Source organism: Desulfonauticus submarinus (assembly GCF_900104045.1).
In the GTDB taxonomy this organism is placed as follows: Bacteria; Desulfobacterota; Desulfovibrionia; order Desulfovibrionales; family Desulfonatronovibrionaceae; genus Desulfonauticus; species Desulfonauticus submarinus.
In genome coordinates, this window is sequence record NZ_FNIN01000011.1 from 1 (window position 1) to 25,767 (window position 25,767).

The following is a 25,767-nucleotide window of genomic DNA, read 5'->3' on the forward strand; positions in this document are numbered from 1 at the left end:
AACGCTAAGGTCAGCGGCGAGCGAGTAGCGAGTCCGCTGGACCGCCTTGTTAGATTACTTTATTATTTCTATAATTCTATTTATTACTTCTTGCAGCTTATGAATTTTCAAACTACCTATTTTATATAAAATTATATCTTTATCTGCTGTAAATATTTTATTAGGTCTTATATTACTTTCTTGTCTTAAGCCTCCTGCTGCAAAGTCATCATCTTTTAGGTCTATTGCATACTTATCTTTTATATTTTTACTTGTTATTTGACACAAAATTAAATCATATCCTTCTAAATTTGAAATTATTAATGCTGGTCTTCTTTTGCTTCCGCTTAAATCAGAAAAAGGAAAAGGAATAACCACTACATCTCCTTTTATAAATTTTTCCATGCTTCATCTTCCTCTGGAAGAAGCCAATCTTTTGATAGAGATTGCTCACTTAAATATAGGGTTTCTTTTCTTTGAGCTTTTAATTGCAAATATTCTATAAAATCCATTAGTTCTTTTTTATATATCAATGGTAGTTCTCGTATTTTTTCTAATAATTTTTCTTCATCTCGAAGTTCTACTTCCATTTTTTGTTTTCTCCTTTTTATTAATCTAACGCCCGGCTCACCGAGCAAATTTTTGATGGCGGCTTTTGTGCGTGTTTTTGCACAAAAGGTGACAGCGGAAATTTGTCCGGTGCAGCCGCTTGTTAACTGATTATTCGCTCATTATTGATGTATGCATACTTAATATTTTTTAGTTCATTGAGTGCATCATTATCGGTCATATTTTTGCACCGAGTAACTACTATCTTTTCTAGGTTCGGGGCTATAACCTCAAGACCTTTTAATGTTGTTAAGTTACGGCAATAATGAAACTGTATTTCTCTTAACCTAGGTAAACACTGAAGGCCTTCTAGTGTGGAAGGGTTCGCCCAATTCACCTCTAACTTTTCAGTATTTGGAGGAATGCATAAACCATCATAGCTTTTCGCCTTAGGATTATAGCGCCACAAATCAAAGTTTTTGACCTTTAATAGCTCGATAAGTCCTTCATCCTTCTTTGTGTAATTCCAAACCATATGCTCAAGTTCAGAAAACATAGAAAAATCTATCGGTGCTCTTTTCTCTTGAATCCCGAAATACCGTAGATTTTTTAAATTATAAATGCCGTCTATATTTTTAAGGTTTATTTCCCAAAACCACAACTGCTCTACATCAGGAGTTTCTTTTAAGAAGTCCAAATTATCTTGTTTAAATCCAAATACGGGGCATCCGAACAACCCTTTGATTCCGGATTTATTTACCTCGGCAATACACTCATCGATTTTGTCTGTTTCAACCCCCAGCGAGGGAGTGATACCCAGATCATCAAATCTTAGAAATTTTCCTATTCTCTCTACTGGCATAATTTGCTTCAGTTAACATATTCATATTTATTATCTTTAATCTCCGCCAATTATTTTCTACTTACTTTATTTTTTATTGTCAATATTAGTTGTCAGTATCTAAGCTAAGTAGCAAATTTAGATAGTTGACAGAAAAATTGGGGGTGGGTATTGGAGAGAATTAGATTTGAATATTATTTGATATTTAATAATATAAAGAAACTATGATATTGGATATTTTAATATTTTAGTAATATGTTTATGTAGGGGGGAGGGATGAGGAAAGATTTTGAAAAGTTTTTGCTTAACACAGTGAGGATAGAAGAGAGAAAAGTTCCTTATTATTTAAGATGGGTTGGATTGCTATGGAAAGAGATGGGAGGAAAATGGGGAGAAAGAATAGAAGAAGATCAACAAAAGAGATTTTTAAATCTATTAGAGAAGAAAATAGAAAATTGGCAGTTACATCAAGCAAAAGAGGCTATTTCCTTTTATAATTACTATTGGGAAAAGGTAAACAAGAAAGAGCAAGCCAATGTAGAGTCGATGGCTTGGGAGCAATTTGAAGAAAATATGATTAAAGTATTACGATTAAAACATTTTTCTTATAGAACAGAGAGAACATATCTTGCCTGGATACGGAGATTAAAAATATTTGTAGAAGGTAAAAGTCCTTATTTATTAAATTCTAAGGATGTGCAAGATTTTTTAAGCTGGTTGGCCATAGAGAAAAAAGTGTCTCCTTCTACTCAAAATCAAGCCTTAAATGCTTTTGTTTTCTTTTTTAAAAAGGTGTTAGAAAAAGATTTAAAAGTAGATGCCTTAAGAGCAAAAGAGAGGAAGAGGATTCCTGTGGTTTTATCTAGGAAGGAAGTTAAAAATGTTTTAAATTTTTTAGAGATGCCATATAAACTTATGTGTCTTATTATTTATGGTTCTGGTTTACGATTAGCAGAATGTATAAGATTACGCGTAAAGGATTTGGATCTTGAGAAAGAGATAATTGTAGTGCGTTCTGGAAAAGGTGATAAGGATAGAGTCACTCTTTTATCTTCTTCTATAGTTCCTCTTATTATTAAACACTTAGAAACAGTTAAAAAAATTTTTTTAGAAGATAGAAAAAATAATATAGATGGGGTTATGCTGCCTCATGCTTTAGAAAAAAAATATCCTAATGCAGGAAAAGAATGGGGTTGGTTTTGGGTTTTTCCATCTCCACGTTTATCTGTTGATCCTAGAACTAAGATAATTAGACGGCATCATCTTCATGTGGTAAATTTACAAAAAGTTTTTAAGACAGCTTTAAAACAAGCAGGCATAAGTAAGCCCGCAAGTGTTCATTCCTTACGCCATAGTTTTGCCACACATCTTTTAGAAGATGGTTATGATATAAGAACTGTTCAAGAGCTTCTAGGACATAAACATGTTCAGACAACTATGATTTATACTCATATTGCCAAAAGGAATATTTTAGGTGTAAAGAGTCCTTTAGATAACATATAAATTTTTGAAACTATCTGAAACTATTTAATATATTTATAAAAAAAGTGCTTAGGAATATAAATGAAGGGTAAAGAAATTAACAATTTAAGTTCATTAAAGAGAATCCTTTCGCCTCGTTTTCTTACTCAAATAAGTGGCAGAAAATTTGCGCATCTATTTTCTTTTGCTACGGATTGTTATTTTAAAGATAAATATAATGATTTAAATTTGAACACAAAAGGTATTAGCTTGGTTGCTCTTGGAGGGTATGGTCGAGCAGAGTTGTGTGTTCACTCTGATATAGATATTTTGCTTTTGATACATGATAATAATTTATTAGAATTAGAAAAGATTGCTCATAATCTTTTTGTTCCCTTATGGGACATGGGATTTGAAGTAGGGCATAGTGTTTGGACTATTTCCAATTGCTTAGCTCTTGCAAAAGAAAACTTTGAAGTTTTGGCTTCTTTGTTGGATGCTCGTTTTATTGTAGGAGATAAAAATCTTTTTAAAGATTTTCAATTATCTTTAGCAAAAGTTTTAAATCCGGAGTTAAAAAAAAGATTTATCCATTGGCTTCAAGAAAATAGAATTAAGCGAGGTGATCGATTTGGCAGTGCTAGTTCCCAAATAGAGCCTCACCTAAAAGAATCATTAGGTGGGCTGCGGGATTATCACTATCTTAAGTGGGTTGCTAAGGTGTGGTTTTCTCTTTCTCAAATAGAAGATCTAGTGAGAGAAGGTCTTATATCTCATCCAGAATATGAAGAATTACAAGAAAGTGTGGATTTTATTTTTTTAGTAAGAAATCAATTACATTTTTTAAGTAAGAGAAGAAATGATATTTTACATTTTGAAATACAACCAACTATTGCTCAACAAATTGGATTTGAAGATAAAAATGGAAAATTTGCAGTAGAAAATTTTTTATCTATTTTACATAAAAAAATGTCTGTTTTGGAGGTATTATGTAATTTATTTTATAAAACACACTTTACTGAAATAAATAATTTTAATTATCTTCTGCAAGAAGAGGAAATAGATGTTTCTTTAGGAATTTGTTTAAGAAATGGTACTTTAGATTTTGAAGATACAAAATATATTTTATCTAATAATCTTATTTTATTAGAGATTTTTAAATATTCAGCAATGTATAATATCCCTATATCTTGGGAATCTAGAAGAATTATTAATGAGTTAGTCTCATTATTAAGAGACTCTTTATATAAAAATGAAGAATCATCTAAAATATGGGAAGATATTTTAGTCTCTGATAACGTTTATTTTGCTTTAAAGCAGATGTTAGATACAGAGTTTTTAGCTAAGTTTTTCCCTGATTTTGGAGTTGTATCTGATTTTGTTCAGTTTGATGCCTATCATATTTATCCTACAGGAGCTCATAGTGTAAAAACAGTAGATTTTATAGTTAAAGTAAAAGAAGATAATTTATGGAGTGAATTGATAGGGGAATATTCTAATGATATTTCCTTAAGATGGGCTGCATTGTTTCACGATATAGGAAAAATTGGTCCAAATCATTCCTTGATAGGTGCACAGTTGGCTAAAAAAATTTTAACTAAGCTTAATTTAGAAAACAATATTATAGATATAGTTTGTTTTTTAATTGAAAATCATTTGTTATTAGTAAAGACAGCAACCAGACAAGATTTAGAAGATGAATCTGTGATTGTAAATCTTGCGAGTAAAATAGAAAGCTCAAAAAAGCTTGGTCTTCTTACTTTGCTTTCTTATGCAGATGCTAAGGCTACTGGACCAAAGGCGTGGAATCCTTGGGTAGAGAGCTTGTTAAGAGAAGTGTTTTTTAAAGTGAAAAAGGTTTTAGAACAAGGAGTCTTGGCAGAGCCTCATTTGGTACATAGATTGGCTAGCACACGGGATAAGTTAAGAGAGCTGGGAAAGAAAAGGTTTTCTTTGGATTTTTTAGAATCTACTTTAGATAGTTTACCTGCTCGCTATCTTTTGCATCATTTGCCACAAGAAATTTACAAGCACATTGAGCTTATTTTTGAAAAAAAAGACAAACAAAAAAGAATAGTGTTTCAAGCAAAACCTGATAAAAAAACTAATTTATGGGAAATAATAATTGTTGGAGATGATTTTCGTGGTGTGTTTATGAAGATCGTAGGTGTTTTAACTATGTCTGGATTAAATATATTTAGCGCTGATTTAAATTCTTTAAAGAATGGATTATTTATAGATATATTTAGAGTTTCAAATCCCCCAGATCCTCTTTTTGTAGATGAATTTTGGGAGAAAGTTGAATCTCGTTTAGATTTTGTTTTTAGTAATAAGTTGGATGTAGATAAAGAAATGAGTTCTATGCATGAATTTTTTACAAAAAATGATATAGAGATAAAGGTTTCCGTTGATAATAATAAGTCTGATTTTTATACAGTGATTGAGGTAATAGCTGATGACAAACCAGGATTTTTATACAAAATTGCTAAAACACTTCTAAATTTAGATTTGGATGTATTGTTTGCTAGAGTTGCTACATATAAAGATAAAGTAGTAGATGTTTTTTATGTGTTGGATAAAGAAAAAGAGAAAATAGTAGATCCTTTAAAAATAGAAGAAATTGAATTTTGTCTAAAATCTAGTTTTTAATTGACTAGTGTTTTGTTTAATTGTTGGATTTTTTTTAGTGTTTCCCAAAAGTCAGGAATTTCTGGCTTTAACGATACACTATGTCTGGCAAGACTTTCTGCTATTTTAAGGTTTTTATTTTCTTGAAGATAGACTTTGGCTAATAAGTTTAATGCCCACGCATCGTTAGAATTTTTTAACAAGGCAGAATGTAAATATTCTATAGCTTTTGAGTTTTTATTTTGTTGAAAGTAGAGATTAGCTAAAAAGGTATCTGGTTGCGAGTTTGTAGGGAGAAGGTTTTGAGCTTTTAAATAGTATTGTTTAGCTTTAGACCAATTATGTTGTTTTTCTAAATTAAGTCCTAGCCATAGATAAGCATAACCTTTATAGTGTGGTGTTACACATTTTAAATAACAAGAAGCTGCTTGTTGATGTTCCCCAAGTTTATCAAGAGTTCTTCCTAAATTATAAAGAGCTGGTTCATTTTTAGGGTCTATATTGAGTGTTTTTATAAACATTTCCTTAGCGGTGTGTAGTTCTCCAAGGCTGGCATAAATTACACCCAAGGAATTTAAAGCCAAGACATTTTTAGGGTCTAGTAATAAAGCGTTTTGATACTCAGAAATAGCTTCATAAAAATTTTTTAGTTTAAAGAGCTTATCCGCACTGATTGTTAAGGTAGTGGAATCAAATAGAGCTAAAAAGGGACGTTTGCTAAAATAATGGGCATGCTCAAGTGCTTTTTGAGCATTTAGATAAAGGTCTGTAAGTTTGAATTGGGCTAAAGGAAGATAAGCAATCCCTATATATAGATGTTTTTTAGATTGTTCCCAAAAATGCTTCTCTAGTTTTAAACATTGTTTTTTTATTTTTTCTGGCAATGTTGTTAAAATTAATCCAAAAGTGGAGAAAGATATTTCTTGGATATAAGAAGGTCGCAGAATTGATTTTATTTTTTCTTCAAGATCTAGGTTTAAACTTTGTTCAGAGTGCTTTATAAGTACTAAACCAATTTGTTTTTTTTGGTTATAGAGTTCTTGGGCTTTTTTTAAAAGTTCGTGTTCAGGCCAGATTGTGGGGTTTGAAATTTCTAAGTCAGGTTGGGAACTAAGTTTTAACCTATCGTGAATACTTGGGGTAAGATAAGGGGCATTAGGCAAGATTAATTTGCCTTCGCTAGATCTATTATAGGTTTTGTCTATAATGATTTCTCCTTTTATCTTGGAATCAAGCTGAGAATTACTTAAAATTAAAAAACGCTTGCCTTTAGTCACCCCGCTAGTAGAACCAATATCTATTTTTACTCTATTTAGAGGAAGTAGAGCAGTAATTTTCCCTCCACACTGGATGACTTTGGGGTAAGTAAAAGGTTCATTAAAAATTTCACTTTTTTGAAGAGCAAGAAGAGTTTTTTGTTGGAGATCAAAAAAGAGGTATTTTGCATCTTCTTTTAGGTCTTTTATTTTAAGATGATGGGGAAAAGAAGTCATTGCTAGGGCAAATTGGGTTGAAAGGGGTTGTTTAGAAATAGGATGACTGAAATTAAAAGTATTAACCGATTCCCATAAGTTTTTTAAAAAAAGTTTAGATTTTTTAGAGGATAAATTAGTTAAAGTAATGGCCAAAGTGTTTATAGAGTAGGTAAAAATAGACCATGGAGAGCATTTTTGTTTTAAAAGAGAGATAAGTTGGTTAAATATGTATGTATAGAGGCTAGGAGATATTTTATCTGGTTTTACTAGCTTTAATAAAATAAGATCAAAGGAAGAATAAAAATTATCATTTAAAGATGTTGGATTAAACACATCTAAACTAGTTATAGCTGAAATAATTTTTTGGGAAAACATTTTTAGATAATTGTAATTATAAATATTTAATTCTTTATCTAAAAAGGACATTTTATAAAGGGCAAGTTTTTCTAATATAAGGTGGATAAGATGTGGCAAGGCTGTTTTTAAGCCTTTTATTTTATGAGGGGAATATTTTTTTAAAACAAGCATTCCTAAAAATTTTTGTTTATATTCTAGTGCAATATGGATTCTATCTTGCTCAAAAAAGATAATTTTATTTTTAAAGAAGCTCGGTTTAACATTGGGGAAAAATATATGCATTTCTGAAAATTTTAAAAATTGATTTAGTGATTGCTTTAATATTTTTTGAAAAGTTAGAATATCTTTGGAAGTCAAATCAGGAGGGGAAGGTAACAATACTATCATATTTAAGTCCTTTTATTTTTTAGAAACTTTATTATATACTGGCCGATAGTAGAAGTAGCTTTTTTTTCTCCAAGAATTTTTTTAATTTGTTTAGTTTTTAAAGAGATATGTTGATATTGCTCTGGTTGTAACATTTGTAAAACAGCTTGACTTAAATTTTCAGGAGTAGCTTGGTGTTGAATGAATTCTGGAAATATTTTTTCTTTTAAAATTAAATTGGGCATTCCAATAGCAGGGACTTTAACCAATAGTTTTCCTATTTGAAAAGTTAGGGGAGATAATTTGTAGGCAATTACTGTTGGCAACTCCATAAGAGCGCATTCTAAGGTAACTGTGCCTGAAGCTGCAAGGGCTATTTTAGAAGATACCATTTCTTTATAGCGATCTTTTGCAGGACAGATAGTGCATTTTAAGTCAGGGGAGAGGAATTTATGGATTAAATTAAGAGAAATATTGTCTGCTTTTATTAGTTTAAAGTTTAAATTAGGATGTTTTTCCTTTAAAAGTAAAGCAGTTTGGTTAAATATAGGTAATAGACTATTAATTTCTTGCTTACGGCTTCCTGGCAAAATAAGTAGTGTGTTAGACTTTTTAGTAACAGATAGCTTAGGAAAATCAATAAGTTCTAATAGTGGATGGCCTACATAAGAGGTCTTTATTCCTTTGGCGTGGAAAAAATTTTCTTCAAAAGGAAAAATGCAAAAAATATGTTTTATATATTTTTTTAAGAATTTAACTCGTCCTTGACGCCAAGCCCACAGTTGAGGTGCAATATAATAAAATACAGGGATGTTAAGGCCATCGGCATATTTGGCTAATCGAAAGTTAAAATCAGGAGCGTCTAAAAGAAGAATTAAGTCTGGTTTTACTTGCTTAATTTTAGATTTTATGTGGCTAAGAAGTTTGATTATTCTAGGTAAGTTGGTAATTACCTCGGTAAATCCCATTACTGATAATTCTTCTGCCTTAAAAAAGGTTTTCAATCCTGCTTGGCGGCTATAAATGCCTCCCATTCCCACAACATCTATGTTAGGAGCATTTTTTTTAAGCCATTTAATTAACAAACTAGCATAAATATCTGCTGAAGGTTCGCAAGCATTTATCCAAATAGTTGACATTTTTTGATCCATTACTTTGTTCTTTTTTATTTTCCTATACAAAAATTTTCAAAAATCTGGTTTAAAACTTCTTCAGAAGTTATTTCTCCTGTAATTTCTTTTAAATGTTGACAAGCTAAATCAAGATGAACGCTTAGTAAATCATAAGGCATCTCAAACAGGTGTTGAAGAAGTAAATTTAGTTCAGATACAGCTTTTTCTAAGCATTTTTTTTGCCTTAGGTTTGGTACAAGAGCACTTGAGGATTCTTTTTGAGTTCCAAGCAGTTGTTTGCCAATTGCCTTAGAAAGTTCTTTTAATCCTTTGCCTGTTTGAGCAGATATTTTAAATATTGGAATTTTAGGGTTAATATTTTCAGTCCATTTAGGCATTGTAGAGGATAGATCTATTTTATTTAAGACAACAAATATTTTATGATGAGGTATTTTTTCTAATATGTTCTGTTCATATGTAGAAAATTTTTCTCTTATATCTACTAGAAGCAAACATAAATCACTTTGTAGAATTAACTCCAACCCTTTTTGAAGTCCGATATTTTCTACTTCATCTTTTGTTTCTCTTAATCCTGCTGTATCAACTAACCTAACTGGTATGCCTTGAATATTAATGTATTCTTCGAGGTAATCTCTGGTTGTTCCTGGTATAGGTGTTACAATTGCTCTTTCTTTACCTATAAGAGCGTTTAAAAGGCTAGACTTGCCTGCATTTACTTTTCCTGCAATGACCACTAACGCACCATCTTGATAAAGATGCTTTTGTTCGTACGCAGTCAAAAGGGCGTTAATTTCTTCAATTGTTTTTTGGACTTTGGTTTGAATTTTTTCAGGAGGGAGGCATTCCAAATCCTCTTCAGGAAAATCTACAGCAACACAAAATTCTTGTCTTAATGTCTCTAAATCCTTTTTGAGGGTTTGAATTTTTTGTTGTAAAAGACCTTGAAGTTTTTGTTGGGCAAGAGGAATAGCTTCTTTTGTAGGAGCATTGATAAGTTCTATTACTGCTTCTGCTTGAGTTAAATCCATTTTGCCATTTAAAAATGCTCGATAAGTAAATTCTCCTGGCTTAGCTAATCTGGCTCCACTAGCTAATAATTCTTCTAGAATCAGTTGAAGAATTGCAGGACCACCATGACAGTTGATTTCCACTACATCTTCTCCTGTATAAGAGCCAGGCTTAGGCATGTAGGCAAGCAGGACCTCATCTAGGATTTTTCCTTGGTGAGAAATAAAATAACCGTGATGAAGACGATATGGCTTTATTCCAGCAAAATTTTTTTTTGAGGATTTAAAAAATTTTAAGCTAATACTTAAACTATTTTCCCCGCTTATCCTCACAATGCCCACACCTCCCTTTCCAAGGGGGGTGCAAATAGCTGCAATAGTGTCTTTATTAGAATCTAGCATTTTTTAGAATAAATTTTTAATAATTATTTTGTGTTTTTTTGAGTGTTAAAGGAAAAATTCCCCTGAATCTCTAAAAATATAAATTATTTTTGTTTGGGTGTGAAATAAATTTTTTGGGTATATTTTAAAAAAAGAAAGGCGAAGCATATTGCTTCGCCTTTCTAATGTTTAGTAGTTTGTTCTTGTTTGTAGAGACTCTTTTTTCCGGGCCATTTTTTTCTTTGGCATGATAAGTACTCGCTTAAGTGGTCCTTCTCCAAGGCTTTTGGTTTGAACAGACCTGTCTTTTTGTAAAGTCAAGTGGATTATGCGACGGTGATAGGAAGTTAAAGGTTGAGTCCGCATAGTCCTACCCATTCTTTTGGCCTTTTGAGCTAACATTAGAGCGGTTTGCTTTATCTTTTCGTTTTGCCTTTGTCGATAATTAGCTGCATCCAATTGAATTCTAGATGCCCCTGGATACTGTTTAGCAATAATTCTGTTAGCTAAATATTGAATGGCAGAAATAGTTTGTCCTTCTTTTCCAATCAGTATACCTGCATTTTCCTGTTCTTCAATGTTCACATAAATAGGATCCGAACTAACATCCACTTTAATTTCTGAAAGAGGAGCTATGTGTTTAGTCAAATTAACAATGATTTCTCTAATTTTGTTTTCCAGTTCCAGAGGATTTTTGCGTCTTTTAGCTTTTATTTTTGCTTTTTTTAATCCTACCAGCCCGAAAATGCCTGAAGAACCGCCGCTTACAATTTCGATTTCCAATTGGTCCCTTTCAGTTTGAAAATACTCACATGCCTTGGAGATAGCCTCATCCACATCCTTTCCAGTGAATTCTACAAATTCCTCCATGCTCACTCCTTACCTCATTTTCCCGGTTTTTTAATTTTCAAAGAGCATCAATTAACCCCAAACCTTTACCACGCCATTGCCCTTTTTGGGGCTATCTTACGATATCAAGTTTTTTACCGGGTTTAACTTAAGCCTGCTTTTTCATCATCCACCACTGTTGGGCAATGGACAGTATATTGTTGACCAGCCAGTAAATAACCAACCCAGATGGAAAATTTAAAAACAAAAATGTAAAAATTATAGGCATAAAGAGCATCATCTTAGCTTGGGTTGGATCGCCTGGCGCTGGAGTCATTTTCTGTTGAATAAACATTGTAGCACCCATAATCAAGGGTGTTATATAATAAGGATCCTTTGCTGACAAGTCTGCTAGCCAAATTAAATTTGTAAAAGGAAGATGAGAGATAAAGGCCGCATGTCTAAGTTCAATAGCGCCTAATAATCCTTGATATAATCCAAAAAATACTGGGATTTGAATAAGCATGGGCATACAACCGCCAGCTGGGTTGACTTTATAAGTTTTATATAAACGCATCATTTCTTCATTCATTTTTTGGCGGTCGTCTTTATATTTTTCTCTAATTTCTGCCATTAAAGGCTGAAGTTTTTTCATCTGATTCATAGATTTATAGCTTTTATTAGAAAGGGGCCAAAAGAGGAGCTTAATAAGAATTGTTAGTAAAATAATAGCAATACCATAATTATGAGTATATTTATAGAAAAAGTTTAGAACTTCAATTAAGGGTTTAGCAATAAAATCAAACCAACCATAATGGATAGCAGATTCAAGATGATTTGGTACTAAAGATAATTGTTTTTTTTCTTTAGGTCCTAAGTAATATATACAACTTACTTCTTTGGGGAATGAGCCTTCTAAGTTTTGAGCTAAAGCAAGACGATAAATTTTTTCTTCTAGTTTGGCTTTAAATACAAAATTTTTACTAGTAGGGATAAGACCTAATAAAAAGTAGTTATTGGCAATAGCTCCCCATTTAACTTGATTTGAGGTAATAATCCCCTTACTTAAATCATCTTTATCATGCTCTTCTTCTAAACCTGATTGTCCTAAATAGACAATACGAGTTGGATTATAACGATTTTCATCCCTTGTTAATGGAAGGGTTGATATTACAAAAGCAATTTCTGCATTAGTAATTGGTTGGGTAGTTAATATTTTAAGGTGTTCTTTTATTTGATATGTATTGGCATTGAATTGTAGTTCACGTAAAAGAGTAATCCCATTATACTCGCCTTTGAATACGAGTTTTTTAGTTTCATTTTGAGTCAAGTGGAGGTCTTGTCCTTGATATGACCAATTAAATTTTAACCAAGAAGGTATTTTATTCCAAATTATTCCTAGTGGTCCTTTGGTTAAGGCGTCTGGGCTTATAAGATCTATATTAGGAGAGTTTGGTTTAACACTAACTTTATATTTTTTTAAGATAAAGTGTTCTAGAATTCCCCCTTGGGAGTTCAATACAGCCTTGTAAAGAGGAGTCTCTACTATAATTTTTTTGCCTGCTTGAGGATTAAACTCTCCTACAGGAGTAAAGTTGCTTTTTACTGGTTGTGGTTTTGGTTGAGATTGGCTGGTTTTTACTTTTTGAGTCTTGTTTTGAGAAACCACAGGCTTAGATTTTGGTGGAGGGAAAATAAAATTCCATACTAATAAAATTAAAAGTGAAAGACCTACTGCTAAAATTACTCTGGTGTTGTTGTCCATTTTATCCATGAGATTTTTTACTCCTTAAAAACACAAAATTTTCAGGCACAGGGTCAATACCGCCTTTAAAAAGAGGATTGCAACGAATAAATCTTTTTAAAAAAAGCCATACTCCCTTTATCACCCCAAAACGAGTAATGGCTTCAAGAGCATAGTTAGAACACGTAGGATAATATCTACATTTGCAAGGAAAGAGGGGAGAAATACAATACTGATAGGCTTTGATTAAAATTAGAAAAAATTTCTTACCCAAGCCTATGCTCCTTTTGCTTAGCAAAAAAATGATCTAAGTCTGCCTGAACATTTTGGAGTTTAATTTGTTTCCAGTTTACATGCTTCTTAGGTATAATAACCCAATCATAACCTTTTGGTATTATACTTTGATTTAGACGAAAGTATTCGCGTACTAACCGCTTTATCCTATTTCTTAGCACTGCTTTTCCAATCTTTTTACTAACTGTAATCCCTACTCGCCAATAATCAAGCTCATTGGAATGTCTAAAAATAATAAATAGGGAGGTAAAAAAACGGCGACCTCGCTCATAACATATTTTAAATTGAGGTCGCTTTAAGAGTCTGAATTTCTTAGGAAACTTTAAACGGCTAATCTTTTTCTGCCCTTGGCTCTACGTCTTCTTATAACTTGTTTTCCACCTCTTGTTCTCATACGTACCAAAAAACCGTGCCTTCTTTTACGTTTGATTTTGCTTGGTTGATATGTTCTTTTCATTTTTCTTCTCCTTGTGTAGTAAAGGTAAACATAAAAAATATCCTTGAATAAGGAATTGGTCAAGAAAAAAGTCAAGCGGTCTAAAAAAGCTGTTAGAACGAGGAGTTTTTTTAAATTCAGATAAAAATATTAAGTTCTTGAAGGAGATTTTCGGCAAAAGATATAAGAAAATCTCTTTGTTCTTGAGTTGCATAAGAGATACAAGCACATCTTATTTTTTGTTCAGCTCTTATTAAAAGCTCAAGCTTAAGCCAATTTTTCCCAGTTTCTATAGCAAAGTAATAAGGTCCACAGGTTTTTAGATGTTCTTTTTGTTGAGAGGTATAAAGATTTTCAGGAAGATAAAGCCAATACAACCCATCAACAGGTTGTTTTAAGTTTTGTTTTTTTAGGTTATTAGTGATTTTTTTCATTTCTTCTGAGTTTAGCTCATCTATAAAATAAGATCTCATTGTTTGCTCCTTTATTTTAATTTTTATGAGAGTGAATTTTTTGTTCTAGTTCTATTTCATCTAAGTTAAACATTTTTCTTAGTGCATCTATATATTTGGTAATAGTGTCTTCTTCTTGTTGGCGCCGTTTTAAAAAAATAATAGGATCTGTATAAAGCTTTTTTACTAAAGAAAGGGCAAGGGTTTCTATGTGTTTTTGCTCTTGTGGTGAAAGGTGTAGTTTTTTTAGAGTCTTATATAGTTCTTTGTAAGCTATTTGTTCTCCTTTACTCATAAGTTCTTTAATGGTTGGAGTAATATCAAGGCTATTTAGCCATATTTTAAATTTTTCTACTTCTTCTTCTATTATAAGGGAGGCTCTTTTGGCTTCTTCTTTCCTAGAGGCTAAATTTTCTTCTACTACTTCTTTTAAATCATCAATATCGTAGAGAAAAACATTTTCTAATTGGTTAACATCTGGGTCAATGTCTCGTGGCACTGCGATATCAATAAAAAACATTGGCCGATATTTTCTTTTTTTAAGAATGGTTTTTACTTCTTTGGCTTGAAGAATAGTATAAGGAGCTCCAGTAGAGCTTATAATTATATCTACGTGAGTAAGGGTTTGAATGAGATTATTATAGTTTACTGCTTTTCCTTTAAATTTTATAGCCAGTTCTTTTGCCCGCTCAAAAGTTCTATTGGCCACTAAAATATTTTTGACGCCATTGTTTAGCAGATGAAGTGCTGCGAGTTCTGCCATTTCTCCTGCTCCAATTAAGAGCGCTACCGAATGTTTGAGGTTGCCAAATATTTTCTGAGCAAGTTTTACTGCAGCATAACTAATAGAGACTGCGCTGGAAGCAATGTTTGTTTCTGTGCGAACTCTTTTGGCTACTGAAAAGGATTTATGGAGAAGGCGATTTAGAATTACTTTAGCAGTATGAGCTTTTACAGCTTGTCGATAAGCTGTTTTTAGTTGACCTAAAATTTGAGGCTCTCCAACTACCATTGAGTCAAGACTGGCAGCTACCGTGAAAAGATGTCTTATGGCTTCTAAGTCTTGATATATATATATGTGCTGCTGAAGCTCTTCTAGGCTTCCATTGCAGAAATTTACCCAAAAAGAAAATAATTCTTGAAGTATTTTATCTTTTGCTCCTCCAATGGCTAAAATTTCGACTCTATTACAGGTAGATAAAATTAGATACTCCTCAAGGGATTTTGAGTTTAATAGTAGGTTGTGTTCTTTTGGAGAATAGCTACTGAGAGCATATTTTTCTCTTATTTCAACAGGTGCTGTTTTGTGGTTGAGTCCAATTAAAATGATATTTTTTTTCATTTTACTTAAATGCATGGTGCGTTGGCATAAGAAAGTTTATCCCTATAAGAGAGATTAAAAATAAAATAAAGATAAAAATTGCTAATTTCGCAGGGCGTCTTCCTTTCCAACCCAGAGCTAGCCTTTGATGAAAAAGATAAGCAAAAAAGATCCAAATGATAAGGGCCAGCACTTCTTTAGGATCCCAGGTAAAAATTTTTTGCCAGGCCAAAGAAGCCCAGATAAAGCCAGTAAATAAACCTAAACTAAATAAAGGAAAACCACAAATTGTGGCTAGGTGATTTAGTTTGTCAAAGGTAGTAAGAGAAGGCATGTCCTTAGAAAAATTAGGTAATTTACTTTTGGTTTTTATTTTTTTTTCTAAATATAGATAAACTAGTCCGCTGCCAAAGGCGAGTGCGAGAAACGCAAGACTTAGGAATAGAGTTAAAATATGTAAACCAAACCAGAGGCTAATGGTTTGTGAGGCTATCAGATTTTTTATTTTAAAAGTTGTCAGTATGCTTGAAATATAAAAGAGGAGAGCAAGGGGGCCACCAATAAGAAAAAGGAATTCAAGTTTTATCTTTATCCATAAAATAAAAATAACTACTAAAATAATCCAACTTAAGAGATTAAAATAAAAAGGACCATTTAAAATATTTAATTTGGTTTGAGCAATAGAGATATTAAGTAGAGCCAAAGAATGAAGAATAAACCCAACACCAAGGGTTATAGAGCCTATTTTCTTAAGTTTTGGATTTTGTTTAAGATAGCCTGTAAAAATTTCTAAACATGCTAAAAAATAAAAAACAGCAATGATTAATTCAATTTTTAAGTTCATCTACAATTTCTCCCACATAAGGGATTAGAGGTGTTGGTAAGATTTTTTTTAGCAGTTTAGCAACTGTTTGGAAATCATTTTTTTTAAGCACAGGAACTAAAGTTTTTACTAATTGGTTTAATAACTTAGAGTTATCTTCGCTAGAATTATTAAGTTTTAAAATAAGAGGTCTTATTTTTTCTAAAATTTGGGCCATTAAATCATACTCGGGGCCAATATTTTTCGAGATCTCGTTTTTTACATATTTAGCTAGAGCAGGACCTATACCATGAGTAGAAATAGATATTGTCAGATGTTTTTTTTCAATAATTGCAGGCAAAATGAAATTGCTTTGTTCTGGTTTTGTAGCACTATTTATTAGCAGGTTTCTTTTTTTTGCTAAATCCGCAATGGTAGAATTTAGTTCTATGTCTGAAGTACAGGCAAAGACAATGTGGTGATGATTTAGGTCTTTTTCTTCAAAGGATTTTTTTTTGAATTGAATAAATGGATAAGATAAAAAATTAGAAGGTAACACAGTATAAGGATCTATCACTGTAATGTGAAGAGGATTAAATTTAATTAATGTCTGTAGCTTTCTTTTTCCTACCTTACCTGCGCCAACAACTAAGCATTTAAATTGAGCCAAGTTTAAACTTAAGGGATAGTATTTCATTGTCTTGCTTTATTGAAAATTTCCTTGCTTCTTAATCTAGGGTATGTTTAAATTATTTTATTCATGGCTGCAAATTTTTTAGTCATCCAACTGGCTCGCTTGGGGGATATACTTCAAACCAAGCGTTTGCTTCTATCTTTGCTTTCCCAGGGGAATGTTGTCTTATTAGTAGATAAAAGTCTAGCAGAGTTTGCCTCTAAAATTTTTCCCCAAGTAGAAGTTATGTCTATTATTGCCCATGGTGGCGAATTATCTGAAAAGAATTTAATAATAGAAAATAAAAAAAGTTTTGCTAGACTTAAAACCTATAATTTTGAGAAGGTTTATAATCTTAATTTTTCTCCTCTAAACTTTGTTTGTGCTAAATTGTTTTCTGGAGAGAAGGTTATTGGATATACTCATGAAAACAGACAAAATTTAAAATCAGTTTGGACGAAAAAGGGTTTTCTTTGGACGAGAAAAAGAAAGTTATCTCCTTTAAATCTAGTAGATTTTTGGGCTTATCTTTGTCCTTGTCCTCATCCTGCTCAGAGTGTGAATCCTGAGGCTAAGTTAAACTCTGGTCCTATAGGGGTTGTGGTTAGTGGACGTAATCAAAGGCGTTCTCTGGGGTTAGAAAAATTGGCTTTTTTAATAAGTTACTTTATAGATAAAGGACAAGAGTGTTATTTGCTAGGATCTTGGCAAGAGAAAAAAGTAGCTAAAAATCTCATGAAGGTTTTGGCTCCTAAATATAGAGAGAAGGTTGTAGATCTAACAGGACAGACTTCTTTATTAGATTTAATAGAAATAGTAAAAAATTTAAGTTTTTTAATTACCCCAGATACTGGGATCATGCATTTAGCATGTCATTTTGGAGTAAAGACTTTAAGTTTTTTTCTTTCTTCAGCTTGGTGTTTTGAAACAGGTCCTTATGGAAAGGGACATGAGGTTGTTCAGGTATGTTTAGACTGTTCTCCTTGTATAGAAAATAGAGAGTGTTTTTTTGATTTAAAATGTCATCAGATTTTAAATGAAAAGGTATTATACTTTTTAGCTGAGAAAAAAAAATCTCCTTCAGCTCATGTTTTAGTAGGTGAAAGTTTTTTTGATGAAATAGGAGTGGATTATTTTTTAGAAGTAGAACCTGATTTTTTAAAAGAGCGTCAAAAATTGCGTCTTAGTTTAAAGGAATATCTTTTAGGGATAGATCTTGGGATAAGATATCCAGAATTCCTCTTTTCAGATAGGGAGTGGATTTTGGATTGGAGGAGAGCTTATGATTGTAGATAAACATGGTAGAGGTATTAGTTATTTGCGGCTGAGTATTACTGATAGATGCAATTTAAGATGTTTTTATTGTCAGGGGGTAAGAGGCAAGCTAGTTTCTCATCACGATATATTGCGATATGAAGATATGGAAAAGTTACTTTATGTTGCTAGTGAACTTGATATTAAAAAAGTTCGTTTAACAGGCGGAGAACCTTTTTTAAGACGAAATTTTTTTGAATTCTTAGAAAAGTTAACCTCAAAGTTTCCTGAATTTGACTTTAGAATTACTACTAATGGAACTATTACGGGGAATAGAAATAGTTTGGTACGGCTAAAAGAGATGGGGTTGAAAGGTTTAAATGTTTCCCTTGATACTTTTTCCAGGGATAAATTTGTTCAAATAACAGGTAAAGATTTGCTATCAGAAGTCTTAAATACTATTTACTTAGGTGTAGAGATTGGTCTTAGGATAAAAGTAAATGCAGTTGCTTTAAAGGGAATTAATGATTCTGAATTAAAGCAATTTGTGCAGTTAGCTATAGATTATCCTGTAGATGTACGTTTTATAGAATTTATGCCTGTTGGAGAAAAAACTTTATGGAAAAGAGACTATTTTTGGTCTGCAGAAGAAATTTTGCAAGAAATGCAAAAAATAGTAGAGCTTACTCCTGTTCAGCATAAAGTTAATAGTGGTCCTGCTAGAGTATTTGTTATTAAAGAAGGAAAAGGAAGAATAGGAGTTATTTCGCCTTTAAGCAATCATTTTTGTAATGAATGCAATAGATTACGTTTTACATCTCAAGGTAAATTAAGACCATGTTTGTTTTCAGATAAAGAATATAATTTGCTTGGTTTATTACGGAATTCAAAAATTAGTCTTTCTCAGTTAAAAAAAGTAATTGAGCTTATAGGAAAAAATAAACCTATAGGGGCACATTTGCTTGCAGAACGTCAGAAGGAAGTGTGTTTGACTAAAATGGTCAATATTGGGGGATAGAAATGGCAAGAAAACTTCTAAGTTGTATTTGTTTGCTAATATTTTTTTTCAGTGGATGTTCTTCAAAGCCTAAATTAAAACAGTCCTTTTCTCCCAAGGCTTATAGAGTGTATGGCAAAACATATAGACCTTTGTCCTCTTCTCATGCTTTTGTTGAGGAGGGTTTTGCTTCTTGGTATGGACCTAAGTTTCATGGGAAAAAGACTGCAAGTGGTGAGATATTTAATATGTATGCTTATACAGCAGCTCATAAAGTCTTACCTTTTCAAACCAAGGTTCGCGTAACAAATCTTCAAAATGGTAAACAAGTAGTTGTGAGAATAAATGATAGAGGACCATTTGTTCGAGGTAGAATTATAGATTTATCTTATCAAGCGGCTAAGGCTTTAGGAATGATTGGCCCAGGTACAGCAAGGGTTAGACTAGAAGTAGTTCAAGGTATACAAGAAAAAAGTTTTAAGGGAAAATTTTATATTCAAGTAGGTGCCTTTGCGCAAAAAATTAATGCTTTGCGTGCCAAGACCAAAGCGGTCAGCTTAGGATATAAATGTAGAGTTGTAAAAAAAGATAGTCTTTGGCGAGTTCAGGTTGGCCCTTTTTTATCTCTTACAAGTGCTAAGGTTAATCAGCAAAGATTATGGAATTATTTTAAAAATAGCTTTATTTTTGCTGATTGAGTTCAGCCCTAAATTTTTTAGAAATTCTAAATACAACTACCTTCCGACCAGGTAAGATAATAGTTTCATTTGTTTGAGGATTTCTGCCCTTACGAGGATTTTTTTGATAAGCTTCAAATTTACCAAATCCGCTTATAAGCACTGAGCCTTCTTCTTTAATTCCTTTTTTTATTAGCCAAATTAGGTGTTCTACAATCTCTTTTACTTGGGTTCGATTTTTGGGACTGTAATTGCAAATTTTTTCAACAATATCTGTTTTTGTTAAAGTATTAGACATATAGAACCTCCTCTTAAATAATCTTATTTTGTAAATGGAGTTATGAAAATATTTTTCATATTCATATTTTTGATAAATATTTTTTAGTTATTTAAATGTTATTGGCAAGTTTTTGAGCAAGAGCTAGCATTTCATCATTATTGTTGTATTTTTTTTGGGGCCATAAGCTTAAACCATCATTTTCATATCGAGGAATTATGTGAAAATGAGCATGAAAAACTAATTGTCCTGCGGGCTTGAAATTGTTCATACCAAGGTTTATACCTTCTGCTTGGACAGTTTTGCGAAGAGCTTCACCCACTTTTTGCATAACTTCTAAGAGCTCTTTTCCAAGCTCAGATGGTAAATCAAAAAGAGTTGGATAGTGTTTTTTGGGAATAACGAGTGTATGCCCTTTATTAACAGGAGCTATATCAAGGAAGGCTAAAGTGTTTTTTGTCTCATAAACTTTAGCACAAGGGATTTTACCATGTATAATATCACAAAAAATGCACTCACTCATTTTATGCTCCTTTAGATTTATTATAGTAAGTGGAAATCATATTCTATTAAAATACTTAAAAAAAATTTTTTTTGCAAGTCTAAAAAATGAAAACAAAACTTTTTGCTATAAAACATCCAGCACCTACAAAAATGAAACGTTCTATTTGGCCAATTTTTTTGCCTTTTGCAGGTTGCAAAAAGAGATGTATATTCTGTTCTCAAGAAATTAGCACAGGCAGAAAAAAAGTCAAAGATTTTAAGGCATTGGTTTCTAAAGAACTTACTGAGTTAGAATTTAGAGCAAAGAAAAATAATAAAGTGTATGGAGTGGGTTTTTTTGGCGGGACATTCACAGGTCTTCCTTATGAACTTCAAAGCTGGATATTAGAGAGGGTAGTAAAATTAAGATGTAAAAATATTGTGGATTTTGTATGTCTTTCTACAAGGCCAGATTTTATCAATAATGAAGTAGCAGAGTTATTAAAGTCTAAGAATGTAGATTTAGTAGAGCTTGGCATTCAAAGTTTTGATTCTGAGGTATTAGATGTGGCAAATAGAGGATATACTCTTTCCACTATTTTAAAAGCTATTCACTATTTGAAGAAGTATAATTTAAAATATGGCTTTCAGTTATTGCCAGGCTTACCCAAACATAATTTAGCCAAATTTTGGCAAGATATTGAGTTAACTATTTGTTTAAAGCCTAGTACTTTAAGAATTTATCCTTGTTTGGTTTTGGAAAATACTTTGTTGGCCAAACTTTATAGATTAGAACAATATAGGCCTTGGTCTATTGAAAAGACAGTTTATGCCTTAGGCTTTGCTTTATTAGATATTTGGAGAAATAATATAAAAATTTTGAGAATAGGCTTGACGCCTGAACGTTCTCTTTTGGCAAATATTATCGCAGGGCCTTGGCATGAAGCTTTGGGATTTATGGTTCGTTCTTTTGCTTTGAATATGTATCTAAAACGCTTGATTGCTTCTCTTTCTTGGCAGCCGACTTCTCTGGAAGTTCCCTCACGTTACTTATCCGAACTTTGGGGATATAAGAATGTTTACCAACAATTTTGGTATAATCTAGTAAATGGACCTACCTTTATAAAGATAGGTCCATTTAAAGAATTTGTATTTATGGGTTAGTGATGTTTTTCGTTTTCAAGATTTTGTTTAATTCGATAACAGGCTGTGGCTACAATAATAATGAAAAAAATAAAAATTCCAGCTACTCCAAACTTTCCTTCTGTGCTGCTGTGAGCCATATTAGTGAGTAATTCTATTAATGTTTGCATTTGGTCCTCCTTGTGAAATAATTATCTTTATTACCCTAAATAGGCTTTAAAAGTCAATAAGGGTATTTTTCTAAAATTCTATACTCTGTTCACTTGTTCTAAATTGTGCCAGGGAGTTTTGAGGGAAAAATGATTTTAGTTTAATTTTAGTACTCCTTTGTTCTTTTTAATAATTTTAGGGAATATAAATAGTTCCCCCTTAAAGCTTAAAAAGTTAAAAAGAAGGAAGAGTGCCAATTTATATATCTTTAAATTTCTTGAAAAAAAGTATTTCTTTGAACAGGAGTAAATCCTGCTTGTTGAATGTATGTTTTTAACTCAGCTTGAGTAAGGCCTTTAGGACTATCTGCTCCTGCAGCATGTCCTATTTTTTCTTCTACAATTGTGCCATCAAAGTCATCTGCTCCAAACCAAAGGGCTAGTTGGGCAGCTTTTAGACCAGAGAATGCCCAATAGGCTTTTATATGTTTAATGTTGTCTAAAAAGATTCTAGAAATGGCAATCATTTGAAGAAAATCTTGGCCATTTGGACCCTTAGCAGATAGTTGGTTGTTGTTAGGTTGATAGGGTAGAGGAATAAAACATAAAAAACCTTTGGTCTTGTCCTGAAGTGTTCTTAGTGAATGGAGATGATCTAATCTTTCTGGCCAAGTTTCTATATGTCCAAATAAGAGGGTGCAATTTGTGGGAATGTTTAAGTTATGGGCCAGTTCGTGGATTTTCAGCCATTTTTCAGCTGAAATTTTTTCTGGGCAGAGCTTTTGTCTGAGAGATGTTGAGAAAACTTCTGCTCCTCCTCCTGGTAAAGCGTCTAAGCCTGCGTTTTTTAGTTTAAGTAAGATATCCTTTTCTGAGAGATTGTGTTTTTCTGCTAAAAAAGCAATCTCTACTGCTGTAAATGCTTTAATTCTCACATCTGGTCTAATGTTTTTAATAGTGGAAAGCATTTCTTCATAATAAGATAGGGGAAGATCTGGGTTAAGTCCTCCTACTATATGGATTTCTACAATAGGCTCGTGGATTCTTTTTTTTATCTCTTTTTTTATATCAGCGATAGAAAAGGTATATGCCCCTTTTTGATTTTTTTCTTTAAAATAAGCACAAAATTTACACTTATTTTTACATATATTGGTATAGTTTAGGTGTTGATTATAGATATAATAGGTCTTTTTTTGATGAAAAGACTTTCTTTTTTTAAAGGCAAGCTCTCCTAACTCGTGAATAGAAAAATTTACAAGTTGTAAGGCTTCTTGAGGAGATATTCTTTCATTTGCCAAGACTTTCTCTTTTATTTTATTCATAGCTAAATATCCATCTTGGGCCAACTATTTGATAGTTTAATTTAAAATTTTCAAGACCTAAGATTCTACTTAACAATGGCTGTTTTTTAGGTGGACCTTCAATTAATATGGGTTTTGATGAGAGTTTAAGCATTTTTTTTATCAGATTTAAGGCGTGGTCAAAGCCTCCTAAGTCATCTATTAAACCTGCTTTTAAGGCCTGCACTCCAGTCATTGCCCTGCCATCTGCAAGTTTTTGAACTTTTTCTAAGGGTAAGTGTCTATTTTCTATTACTGCTTGCACGAATTGGGAATGTAGATCTTGAACCAGCTCTTGAAAATATTGTTTTTCTTCTGGGGTAAGCGGTCTAAAGGGTGTACCTGCATTTTTAAGCTTTCCACTAGTTATGGTCTCTTCTTTGATACCTAACTTATCCAAAAGACCTTTAAAATTAGTAAGACTTGCCTTTACCCCAATACTCGCAGTTAAGGTGCCAGGGTTGGCAATTATTTTTTGTGCTCCTAGAGCAACATAATACCCGCCTGATGCTGCTACTGCTCCCATAGAAGCGATTACTGGTTTTTTCTTTCTGGCTTGTTTTAATGCCTCATATATTTCTTGAGATGGGCCAACTACTCCACCTGGCGAGTTTATACGCACCAAAATAGCTTTTATGTCTTTTCTTTGAGTAAGTTTATTTATCCATCTAGTGATAGGAATAGGGTTATTAATAACCCCTTCAACATAAACAACTCCTATTTTGGACTTGTTAAAGGAAAGAGCACTATTTTTAAAAAGAAAAGAACTAAAAATGGCCATGGCTCCTAAGATTAGAACCATGGCCAAAGAGATCAATGCAAATCCAAAAATAAGAGGATGCTTTTGGCTGAATTTAAGACTTTTGTTCATTTTCTTCTAATTTTTGGCGAAGAATATCTCCTAAATTACTGCCACCAGCATTTTTTTGTTTATTTTTTTGCTCTTCAGCTCGTTTTTTTTCTATTTCTTCTTGGTATTGTTTAATGGATAAACCAAGGCGTCTTTCTTCTGCACTGGCATTTATAACTTTAGCAGTAACTTCTTGGTCTTCTTTAAAAACTTCTCGTGGATCCTTGATCTTTTTTTGACTGATTTCAGAAACATGGACTAGACCCTCGATGCCTTCTTCTACTTCAACAAACAAACCAAACTCTGTTACATTGGTAATTTTTCCTGTTACTACAGTGCCAGAAGGATATTTTTCTGGAACTTTTAACCAAGGATCTTCTGTGAGTTGTTTTATACCTAGGGTAAATTTTTGATTATCTTTATCAACAGTTAATACCTTAGCTTGAACCATGTCTCCTACTTTATAGAGATCTCCTGGATGGCGGATTTTTTTTGTCCAAGAAATATCAGAAACATGGATAAGACCGTCAATTCCTTCTTCTATTCCAATAAATAATCCAAATTCTGTTATATTTTTAATAGGAGCTTCTAAAATGGTACCTTCTGGATATTTTTCAGCTACAATATCCCAAGGATTGGGATAGACTTGTTTCATTCCCAATGAAAGTCTTTTTTTATCTTTATCTATATCTAAAACTACCACCTCAACCTCGTCTCCTTCTTTGACCATTTGAGATGGATGTTTTAATTTCCTGGTCCAAGACATCTCTGTAACATGGACTAAGCCTTCTACTCCATCTTCTAACTCTACAAAAGCACCATAATCTGTGAGGCTGGTAATTTTTCCTTTTAATTTTGTGCCAATTGGAAATTTTTCGTCAATGTTTTCCCAGGGATCTGGAGAGAGTTGTTTAAGTCCTAAGGAAACTTTTTGTCCTTCTTTGTCAAAGTTTAAAACTTTTAATTCTAATTCATCACCTAAAGAAACCATTTCTTTAGGATGTTTAAGCCTTTTCCAAGACATATCTGTAATATGTAAAAGACCATCTAGGCCACCTAAGTCTATAAAAACTCCATAGTCAGTTATATTTTTGACCTTGCCTTTAACAATGTCGCCCTCATTTAAGGTTTCTAATAATTTTTGGCGGGCTTTTTCTCTTTCTTCTTCCAATAAAATGCGTCTAGAGACAATGACATTGCTACGGCGACGGTTAATTTTTACTATTTTAAAATCAAAACTTTCTCCTACTAAAGCATTCATATCTGGAACAGGCCTTAAATCTACATGAGAGCCAGGTAAAAAAGCGATAAGACCTCCTAGATCTACTTGGTATCCACCTTTGATGCGTTTTACTATTTTTCCTCGAATACTTTCACTGTTGTTAAAAGCTTCTTCTAATTTGTCCAAAACGTGAGCTTTGCGTGCCCTATCATAAGAGAGATAAATAGTTCCTTCTAGATCATTTTTGCGAATTAGAAATACTTCTACTTCATCTCCTTCTTGGACTGTTAGGTTCCCATCTACATCCATGAATTCTGCAATTGGGATTTGTCCTTCTGATTTATAGTTTACATCTACCAGGACAAATTCTGGCGTAATCTTAACCACCTTCCCTTTAATAATACTTCCATCTTGAAATTCATCAAAATCAAAGTTTAAGTATTTTTCTAATTCTGTCTCAAAGTTCACCTCCATGTCTTGATTTTTGTTAATCGCTTCATTTGAATTCATCATAAAAAACCCCCTACACGACGATATATTCTACCAATTTTAGCAAAGAAAATTTTAAAAGACAACTATAATTATGGTTAAATCCAAGGCTATTTCATCTAAATTGATTTTTTAAGTTACTAAAGGACATGATTTTCG

The 25,767-nt window shown here is 32.4% G+C and carries 27 protein-coding genes; 6 read left to right on the plus strand and 21 right to left on the minus strand.

Annotated features, from left to right (window positions below):
• Positions 1–54: 54 nt before the first annotated feature.
• The 3 genes from BLP60_RS08330 to BLP60_RS08340 all read right to left on the minus strand — a co-directional run bounded on the left by BLP60_RS08330 (position 55) and on the right by BLP60_RS08340 (position 1,390).
• Entirely contained in the window at positions 55–384 is a 330-nt protein-coding gene (locus BLP60_RS08330) for a type II toxin-antitoxin system PemK/MazF family toxin (RefSeq protein WP_092062827.1), read from the minus strand.
• Positions 369–569 (minus strand): DUF2281 domain-containing protein, encoded by a 201-nt coding sequence (locus BLP60_RS08335; RefSeq protein ID WP_092062824.1) that lies wholly within the window; start codon positions 567–569, stop codon positions 369–371. Before BLP60_RS08335 ends, BLP60_RS08330 begins: the two co-directional genes overlap by 16 nt.
• A gap of 122 nt (positions 570–691) precedes the next feature.
• Positions 692–1,390, minus strand: a complete 699-nt coding sequence (locus BLP60_RS08340) for a hypothetical protein (RefSeq protein WP_092065930.1) — start codon at positions 1,388–1,390, stop codon at positions 692–694.
• Positions 1,391–1,645: 255 nt separating this feature from the next.
• Between BLP60_RS08340 and BLP60_RS08345 the strand changes: the two genes are divergently transcribed.
• Positions 1,646–2,872 (plus strand): integron integrase, encoded by a 1,227-nt coding sequence (locus BLP60_RS08345; protein WP_092065932.1) that lies wholly within the window; start codon positions 1,646–1,648, stop codon positions 2,870–2,872.
• Between the two features lie 60 nt (positions 2,873–2,932).
• Positions 2,933–5,479 carry a [protein-PII] uridylyltransferase gene (gene glnD / locus BLP60_RS08350; protein WP_092065934.1) on the plus strand — a complete coding sequence of 849 codons (2,547 nt, stop codon included), beginning with the start codon at positions 2,933–2,935 and terminating at the stop codon, positions 5,477–5,479.
• Here glnD and BLP60_RS08355 read toward each other — a convergent pair.
• The 12 genes from BLP60_RS08355 to BLP60_RS08410 all read right to left on the minus strand — a co-directional run bounded on the left by BLP60_RS08355 (position 5,476) and on the right by BLP60_RS08410 (position 16,751).
• Positions 5,476–7,677, minus strand: coding sequence for a tetratricopeptide repeat protein (locus BLP60_RS08355; RefSeq protein WP_092065936.1), 2,202 nt, complete (start codon positions 7,675–7,677; stop codon positions 5,476–5,478). The genes glnD and BLP60_RS08355 overlap by 4 nt on opposite strands.
• 2 nt (positions 7,678–7,679) lie before the next feature.
• A complete protein-coding gene (gene lpxB, locus BLP60_RS08360) occupies positions 7,680–8,807 on the minus strand; it encodes a lipid-A-disaccharide synthase (RefSeq protein ID WP_092065938.1) in 1,128 nt (375 codons plus the stop codon).
• 14 nt (positions 8,808–8,821) lie between these two features.
• Positions 8,822–10,198 (minus strand): tRNA uridine-5-carboxymethylaminomethyl(34) synthesis GTPase MnmE, encoded by a 1,377-nt coding sequence (gene mnmE, locus BLP60_RS08365; RefSeq protein WP_092065940.1) that lies wholly within the window; start codon positions 10,196–10,198, stop codon positions 8,822–8,824.
• A gap of 168 nt (positions 10,199–10,366) precedes the next feature.
• Positions 10,367–11,047, minus strand: coding sequence for an RNA-binding cell elongation regulator Jag/EloR (gene jag / locus BLP60_RS08370; protein ID WP_092065942.1), 681 nt, complete (start codon positions 11,045–11,047; stop codon positions 10,367–10,369).
• A 127-nt stretch (positions 11,048–11,174) separates the two neighbouring features.
• Positions 11,175–12,770, minus strand: coding sequence for a membrane protein insertase YidC (yidC, locus tag BLP60_RS08375; protein ID WP_092066023.1), 1,596 nt, complete (start codon positions 12,768–12,770; stop codon positions 11,175–11,177).
• Between the two features lies 1 nt (position 12,771).
• Positions 12,772–13,023: a membrane protein insertion efficiency factor YidD gene (yidD, locus tag BLP60_RS08380; protein WP_092065944.1), complete on the minus strand. Its 252-nt coding sequence runs from the start codon at positions 13,021–13,023 to the stop codon at positions 12,772–12,774.
• Positions 13,016–13,378, minus strand: a complete 363-nt coding sequence (gene rnpA, locus BLP60_RS08385; protein WP_092065945.1) for a ribonuclease P protein component — start codon at positions 13,376–13,378, stop codon at positions 13,016–13,018. The genes yidD and rnpA overlap by 8 nt, the downstream gene beginning before the upstream one ends.
• Complete coding sequence (gene rpmH, locus BLP60_RS08390; protein ID WP_092065947.1) at positions 13,366–13,500, minus strand: 50S ribosomal protein L34; 135 nt, start codon at positions 13,498–13,500, stop codon at positions 13,366–13,368. The genes rnpA and rpmH overlap by 13 nt, the downstream gene beginning before the upstream one ends.
• Positions 13,501–13,616: 116 nt before the next feature.
• Positions 13,617–13,952, minus strand: coding sequence for a hypothetical protein (locus tag BLP60_RS08395; protein WP_092065949.1), 336 nt, complete (start codon positions 13,950–13,952; stop codon positions 13,617–13,619).
• Positions 13,953–13,968: 16 nt separating this feature from the next.
• Positions 13,969–15,273: a glutamyl-tRNA reductase gene (hemA, locus tag BLP60_RS08400; protein ID WP_092066025.1), complete on the minus strand. Its 1,305-nt coding sequence runs from the start codon at positions 15,271–15,273 to the stop codon at positions 13,969–13,971.
• Position 15,274: 1 nt separating this feature from the next.
• The gene (locus BLP60_RS08405; protein ID WP_092065951.1) at positions 15,275–16,096 is read right to left on the minus strand and encodes a cytochrome C assembly family protein; all 822 of its coding nucleotides are present in this window, start codon (positions 16,094–16,096) and stop codon (positions 15,275–15,277) included.
• Positions 16,080–16,751, minus strand: a complete 672-nt coding sequence (locus BLP60_RS08410; RefSeq protein WP_092065953.1) for a precorrin-2 dehydrogenase/sirohydrochlorin ferrochelatase family protein — start codon at positions 16,749–16,751, stop codon at positions 16,080–16,082. Before BLP60_RS08410 ends, BLP60_RS08405 begins: the two co-directional genes overlap by 17 nt.
• 63 nt (positions 16,752–16,814) lie before the next feature.
• Here BLP60_RS08410 and BLP60_RS08415 point away from each other — a divergent pair, with 63 nt between their 5' ends.
• From BLP60_RS08415 to BLP60_RS08425, 3 genes are read left to right on the plus strand one after another with little or no spacing between them, the layout of a single operon-like run.
• Positions 16,815–18,023, plus strand: a complete 1,209-nt coding sequence (locus BLP60_RS08415; protein WP_092065955.1) for a glycosyltransferase family 9 protein — start codon at positions 16,815–16,817, stop codon at positions 18,021–18,023.
• Positions 18,010–18,999 carry a GTP 3',8-cyclase MoaA gene (gene moaA, locus BLP60_RS08420; protein WP_092065957.1) on the plus strand — a complete coding sequence of 330 codons (990 nt, stop codon included), beginning with the start codon at positions 18,010–18,012 and terminating at the stop codon, positions 18,997–18,999. The genes BLP60_RS08415 and moaA overlap by 14 nt, the downstream gene beginning before the upstream one ends.
• Before the next feature lie 2 nt (positions 19,000–19,001).
• A complete protein-coding gene (locus tag BLP60_RS08425; protein ID WP_092065959.1) occupies positions 19,002–19,676 on the plus strand; it encodes a septal ring lytic transglycosylase RlpA family protein in 675 nt (224 codons plus the stop codon).
• Here the strand turns inward: BLP60_RS08425 and BLP60_RS08430 are convergent.
• Entirely contained in the window at positions 19,660–19,953 is a 294-nt protein-coding gene (locus BLP60_RS08430; protein ID WP_092065961.1) for an HU family DNA-binding protein, read from the minus strand. The genes BLP60_RS08425 and BLP60_RS08430 overlap by 17 nt on opposite strands.
• Before the next feature lie 91 nt (positions 19,954–20,044).
• Positions 20,045–20,455, minus strand: a complete 411-nt coding sequence (locus tag BLP60_RS08435; RefSeq protein ID WP_092065963.1) for an HIT family protein — start codon at positions 20,453–20,455, stop codon at positions 20,045–20,047.
• A gap of 86 nt (positions 20,456–20,541) precedes the next feature.
• Here BLP60_RS08435 and BLP60_RS08440 point away from each other — a divergent pair, with 86 nt between their 5' ends.
• Positions 20,542–21,579: an elongator complex protein 3 gene (locus BLP60_RS08440; protein ID WP_092065965.1), complete on the plus strand. Its 1,038-nt coding sequence runs from the start codon at positions 20,542–20,544 to the stop codon at positions 21,577–21,579.
• Here BLP60_RS08440 and BLP60_RS10665 read toward each other — a convergent pair.
• The 4 genes from BLP60_RS10665 to BLP60_RS08455 all read right to left on the minus strand — a co-directional run bounded on the left by BLP60_RS10665 (position 21,576) and on the right by BLP60_RS08455 (position 25,629).
• Entirely contained in the window at positions 21,576–21,728 is a 153-nt protein-coding gene (locus tag BLP60_RS10665) for a hypothetical protein (RefSeq protein ID WP_200779126.1), read from the minus strand. The genes BLP60_RS08440 and BLP60_RS10665 overlap by 4 nt on opposite strands.
• Positions 21,729–21,976: 248 nt before the next feature.
• The gene (gene mqnE, locus BLP60_RS08445) at positions 21,977–23,029 is read right to left on the minus strand and encodes an aminofutalosine synthase MqnE (RefSeq protein ID WP_092065967.1); all 1,053 of its coding nucleotides are present in this window, start codon (positions 23,027–23,029) and stop codon (positions 21,977–21,979) included.
• Positions 23,022–23,918 carry a signal peptide peptidase SppA gene (gene sppA / locus BLP60_RS08450; protein ID WP_092065969.1) on the minus strand — a complete coding sequence of 299 codons (897 nt, stop codon included), beginning with the start codon at positions 23,916–23,918 and terminating at the stop codon, positions 23,022–23,024. Before sppA ends, mqnE begins: the two co-directional genes overlap by 8 nt.
• Positions 23,902–25,629 (minus strand): 30S ribosomal protein S1, encoded by a 1,728-nt coding sequence (locus BLP60_RS08455; RefSeq protein WP_092066027.1) that lies wholly within the window; start codon positions 25,627–25,629, stop codon positions 23,902–23,904. The genes sppA and BLP60_RS08455 overlap by 17 nt, the downstream gene beginning before the upstream one ends.
• Positions 25,630–25,767 lie beyond the last annotated feature (138 nt).

Excerpts from the sequence above, each read along its gene's own strand:
- BLP60_RS08330 (WP_092062827.1), bottom strand. The coding sequence starts at position 384 with ATGGAAAAATTTATAAAAGGAGATGTAGTGGTTATTCCTTTTCCTTTT.
- BLP60_RS08335 (WP_092062824.1), bottom strand. The coding sequence starts at position 569 with ATGGAAGTAGAACTTCGAGATGAAGAAAAATTATTAGAAAAAATACGA.
- BLP60_RS08340 (WP_092065930.1), bottom strand. The coding sequence starts at position 1,390 with ATGCCAGTAGAGAGAATAGGAAAATTTCTAAGATTTGATGATCTGGGT.
- BLP60_RS08345 (WP_092065932.1), top strand. The coding sequence starts at position 1,646 with ATGAGGAAAGATTTTGAAAAGTTTTTGCTTAACACAGTGAGGATAGAA.
- glnD (WP_092065934.1), top strand. The coding sequence starts at position 2,933 with ATGAAGGGTAAAGAAATTAACAATTTAAGTTCATTAAAGAGAATCCTT.
- BLP60_RS08355 (WP_092065936.1), bottom strand. The coding sequence starts at position 7,677 with ATGATAGTATTGTTACCTTCCCCTCCTGATTTGACTTCCAAAGATATT.
- lpxB (WP_092065938.1), bottom strand. The coding sequence starts at position 8,807 with ATGGATCAAAAAATGTCAACTATTTGGATAAATGCTTGCGAACCTTCA.
- mnmE (WP_092065940.1), bottom strand. The coding sequence starts at position 10,198 with ATGCTAGATTCTAATAAAGACACTATTGCAGCTATTTGCACCCCCCTT.
- jag (WP_092065942.1), bottom strand. The coding sequence starts at position 11,047 with ATGGAGGAATTTGTAGAATTCACTGGAAAGGATGTGGATGAGGCTATC.
- yidC (WP_092066023.1), bottom strand. The coding sequence starts at position 12,770 with ATGGACAACAACACCAGAGTAATTTTAGCAGTAGGTCTTTCACTTTTA.
- rpmH (WP_092065947.1), bottom strand. The coding sequence starts at position 13,500 with ATGAAAAGAACATATCAACCAAGCAAAATCAAACGTAAAAGAAGGCAC.
- BLP60_RS08395 (WP_092065949.1), bottom strand. The coding sequence starts at position 13,952 with ATGAGATCTTATTTTATAGATGAGCTAAACTCAGAAGAAATGAAAAAA.
- hemA (WP_092066025.1), bottom strand. The coding sequence starts at position 15,273 with ATGAAAAAAAATATCATTTTAATTGGACTCAACCACAAAACAGCACCT.
- BLP60_RS08405 (WP_092065951.1), bottom strand. The coding sequence starts at position 16,096 with ATGAACTTAAAAATTGAATTAATCATTGCTGTTTTTTATTTTTTAGCA.
- BLP60_RS08410 (WP_092065953.1), bottom strand. The coding sequence starts at position 16,751 with ATGAAATACTATCCCTTAAGTTTAAACTTGGCTCAATTTAAATGCTTA.
- BLP60_RS08415 (WP_092065955.1), top strand. The coding sequence starts at position 16,815 with ATGGCTGCAAATTTTTTAGTCATCCAACTGGCTCGCTTGGGGGATATA.
- moaA (WP_092065957.1), top strand. The coding sequence starts at position 18,010 with ATGATTGTAGATAAACATGGTAGAGGTATTAGTTATTTGCGGCTGAGT.
- BLP60_RS08425 (WP_092065959.1), top strand. The coding sequence starts at position 19,002 with ATGGCAAGAAAACTTCTAAGTTGTATTTGTTTGCTAATATTTTTTTTC.
- BLP60_RS08430 (WP_092065961.1), bottom strand. The coding sequence starts at position 19,953 with ATGTCTAATACTTTAACAAAAACAGATATTGTTGAAAAAATTTGCAAT.
- BLP60_RS08435 (WP_092065963.1), bottom strand. The coding sequence starts at position 20,455 with ATGAGTGAGTGCATTTTTTGTGATATTATACATGGTAAAATCCCTTGT.
- BLP60_RS08440 (WP_092065965.1), top strand. The coding sequence starts at position 20,542 with ATGAAAACAAAACTTTTTGCTATAAAACATCCAGCACCTACAAAAATG.
- BLP60_RS10665 (WP_200779126.1), bottom strand. The coding sequence starts at position 21,728 with ATGCAAACATTAATAGAATTACTCACTAATATGGCTCACAGCAGCACA.
- mqnE (WP_092065967.1), bottom strand. The coding sequence starts at position 23,029 with ATGAATAAAATAAAAGAGAAAGTCTTGGCAAATGAAAGAATATCTCCT.
- sppA (WP_092065969.1), bottom strand. The coding sequence starts at position 23,918 with ATGAACAAAAGTCTTAAATTCAGCCAAAAGCATCCTCTTATTTTTGGA.
- BLP60_RS08455 (WP_092066027.1), bottom strand. The coding sequence starts at position 25,629 with ATGAATTCAAATGAAGCGATTAACAAAAATCAAGACATGGAGGTGAAC.